The organism is Streptomyces carpinensis (assembly GCF_002154505.1).
GTDB classification, from domain to species: domain Bacteria; phylum Actinomycetota; class Actinomycetes; order Streptomycetales; family Streptomycetaceae; genus Streptomyces; species Streptomyces carpinensis.
The window spans coordinates 1-3,212 of sequence record NZ_MUBM01000527.1; the positions used below are offsets into that span (position 1 = coordinate 1).

The window sequence follows — 3,212 nt, forward strand, 5'->3', positions numbered from 1 at the left end:
CGCGGCTTCGGATGCCCGGGGAGGGTGTCGGGTCGCCGGTGCGGGTCCGGTGTCGGCTCAGGTCAACAGGGCGGCGAAACCGCCCTCGCGGGCCAGCGTCTCCAGTTCGTCGAGCGCGGCCACGGCGGCGGCAGCCGCCCCGGGGTCCCGCTCGGCCAGACCGCTCGCCGCGAACTCGTCCTCGTCCAGGCGCCGGACGTCCGTGCCGTCCGCGGAGCGCCACAGGTCCAGGTCGAGGTCCTCGACGACCAGTTCCGTGCCCGAGAGCACGGCCGGTCGCGTGACGTCGCAGTACCAGCCCTTCAACCGGCCTGCGCCGTCGCGGACCTCCTTCACCGAGTACCAGCGGTCGCGCCAGTAGTACTCGGTGAAGACATCGCCGGGCTCGAAGCGCACGAAGCCGAAGTCCCGTACGCCGGCGCCCGCCCACAGTGCCCGGACGGCGATCCGGGTGCCGTCGTCGGCCACGAGCGCGCTCGGGTAGCGGATCTTCGTACGCCCGCCCTTGACGAGGACGACGGTCAGCGGCGGCTGAGCCGGACCCGCCGCGTCAGCCGAGCTCACGGACATACCGCACCTCCGTGGCGCACACCTCGTACCCGAACCACTTGTTGATCGCGAGCATCGGCTCGTTTCCGGTGTCGTTGCCCGTGAACGCCTGCGTGAACCCGGCGGCCCGGGCGCGGTGCAGCGAGTCGTTCTTGGCCAGCTTTGCCAGGCCCCGGTTGCGGTGGGCCCGGGCGGTGCCCGTCATGACGGTGCCGTATCGGGTCGCGCCGTCCGTGCGGGCCGCCGAGAACGCCGCCGGACGGCCGTCGACCAGCGCCACCGAGGTCAGTTCGGGGCTGAACAGCGGGTGCCGCCAGGTCTCGTCCAGCCATGCCTCGTAGTCGGTGAACTCCGTGTCCACGTCGCTCGGTTCGTCCATCGTCGTCTCCGAGTCCAGTTCGAAAAGCGGACGCGGGTCGTCGGAGAAGTCCGAGCCCCGGCGCAGTTCCACCCCCGGCGGCGGGTCCTGGAGCGGCGGGAGCGTGCCGTCCGCCAGGTCCAGGCGGAGGAAGTGGGCGGAGCGGCTGCTGCGGTAGCCGTGCCGCTCGGCGAAGGCACGGTTGCCCGGCTCGTCCAGCACCCAGGCGTACAGCTTCACGGCCCCGTGGGCGGCCAGGTGCTCCTCGGCGGCCCGCACGAGGAGACCGCCGGCGCCCCGGCGGGTGTGCTCGGGGTGCACGTACACGTTGACATTGCCCTGGCCGGGCTCGGTGCTCTCGTGGGACAGGTGCACCTGCGCCGTGCCGATCACCTCGCCGTCCGCCACGGCGACGAGGGGACGGTAGTGGGCGTCGGGGTGCATGTGGGCGAGGTCGTGGGCGAGGGACTCCGGGGTGAGCACCATGTACGGGAGCGCGAGGTGCCGGACGCGGGCGAAGCCCTCGAGGTCGTCTCGCGCGTCGGCGCGAAGATCACGGACGATCACAGTCATGGTGGCGCACGCTACGGCGGTCGGCCGACCGGGCGCCTCCCATTTTCCGCCGGTGCGCCTGACCGCCTGCTCCGCCGGTGGGCCGTCTCCGCCGGTGGCCGTCTCCGCCCGGCCGCCCTGCCCGCCGGGAAAGGGCGCGGGGGCGCACCGGTGCGGGACAATCGCCACGTGACCTTGAAGATCCACATCGACGACGGCGCACCTCCCTACGAGCAGGTGCGGGCGCAGATCTCCGAACAGGCGCGGTCGGGGGCGCTGCCGGTGGGCTACCGGCTGCCGACGGTGCGCGGACTGGCCGAGTCGCTCGGGCTCGCGGCGAACACCGTCGCCAAGGCCTACCGGGCGCTGGAGGCGGACGGGGTGATCGAGACCCGGGGGCGCAACGGCACGTTCGTGGCCGCCGCGGGCTCGGCCGCGGAGCGCGAGGCGGCGGCAGCCGCGCAGGCGTACGCGGAGCGCGTGCGGAGGCTGGGCCTGGAGGAGGAGTCGGCGCTCGCCGCCGTACGGGACGCCCTGCGGGCGGCCTATGGACACTGAGTCGCCGTGTACGACGGACCTGGCGGCCTACGGACACCGAGCCGCCGTGTACGACGGACCTGGCGGCCTACGGACACCGAGCCGCCCCGTACGGCAGGACCTACCGCCGCACGGACACTGAGTCGCCGTGTACGACGGACCTGGCGGCCTACGGACACCGAGCCGCCCCGTACGGCAGGACCTACCGCCGCACGGACACCCGGCCGGGCGTGCGCGTGACCGTCAGGCCGGCCCGCCGGGCCGCCCCGGCGAACACCACCGCGTCCTGAACCGCCGCCCCCGTGGGGTCGTTGTTGAAGTACGCGTACACGTCCCGCTCGTCCGGCCAGGTCGTCGCGGTGCGGTCGACCCAGGTCTCCAGGGACCGCCGGCCGTAGTGCGGCCAGGCCCGGGCACGACCCACGTGGAAGCGGACGTAGCCCCAGTCCGTGGTCGGCCACAGCGGCGTCAGAGGGCGGCCGTACGCGTCGGCCCAGCACAGGGCCGCGCCCCGCAGCTCCAGAACCCTGCGGACCTCCGGCGTCCACCACGAGTCGTGGCGCGGCTCGACCGCGATCCGCGTACCGGGCGGGAAGCAGGCGAGGCAGGCGTCGAGCAGCCCCGCGTCGGCGCGCAGCGTGGGCGGCAGCTGGAGCAGCACCGGGCCGAGCCGGTCACCGAGCCCCGCCGCACGCGACATCAGCCGGTGCACCGGCTCCTCGGGGTCCTTGAGCCGTTTGATGTGGGTCAGGTAGCGGCTCGCCTTGACCGCGACCACGAAGTCCGGCGGCACCCGCTCCCGCCAGGACTCGAAGGTCTCCCGCTCCGGCAGCCGGTAGAAGGCGTTGTTGACCTCGACGGTGGCGAACGCGGCCGCGTACTCCTCCAGCCACAGCCGCGTGGGGCAGCCCTCCGGGTACAGCACCCCCCGCCAGTCCTTGTACTGCCAGCCGGAGGTCCCGACGAACAGGGTCATACGACCATCAAACCACCGCGCACGCGCCCCTGACCCGCCAGGCCCGGGCCGTCGGAGCGGCATCCGCGCATCCGCTCTGGTCCGTCCTCCGAGATGCGAGGAGGCCCGCACGCCGGCTGCGTACGGGCCCTGTCCGGTGTTCATCCGCCGGAGCGGCTACGCCTGGGCGGACCTGCGGCGTCGCATCCACCACACGAGCGCTCCGCCCGCCGCGGCGAGCGCCGCGGCGGGCGGAGCGCT

The 3,212-nt window shown here is 73.8% G+C and carries 4 protein-coding genes; 1 reads left to right on the forward strand and 3 read right to left on the reverse strand.

Going from position 1 to position 3,212, the window contains the following annotated elements; all coding sequences use genetic code 11:
* Positions 1-57 precede the first annotated feature (57 nt).
* The gene (locus BZY54_RS45395; RefSeq protein ID WP_086731201.1) at positions 58-570 is read right to left on the reverse strand and encodes a ribonuclease FAU-1 family protein; all 513 of its coding nucleotides are present in this window, start codon (positions 568-570) and stop codon (positions 58-60) included.
* Complete coding sequence (locus BZY54_RS45400; RefSeq protein ID WP_086731202.1) at positions 551-1,480, reverse strand: GNAT family N-acetyltransferase; 930 nt, start codon at positions 1,478-1,480, stop codon at positions 551-553. The genes BZY54_RS45395 and BZY54_RS45400 overlap by 20 nt, the downstream gene beginning before the upstream one ends.
* A 168-nt stretch (positions 1,481-1,648) precedes the next feature.
* On the opposite strand from BZY54_RS45400, the gene BZY54_RS45405 reads away from it, so the two are divergent.
* Entirely contained in the window at positions 1,649-2,017 is a 369-nt protein-coding gene (locus BZY54_RS45405) for a GntR family transcriptional regulator (protein WP_167414183.1), read from the forward strand.
* A gap of 181 nt (positions 2,018-2,198) precedes the next feature.
* On the opposite strand, the gene BZY54_RS45410 is transcribed toward BZY54_RS45405, so the two are convergent.
* Complete coding sequence (locus BZY54_RS45410; protein WP_086731204.1) at positions 2,199-2,972, reverse strand: DUF72 domain-containing protein; 774 nt, start codon at positions 2,970-2,972, stop codon at positions 2,199-2,201.
* Between the last annotated feature and the right edge of the window lie 240 nt (positions 2,973-3,212).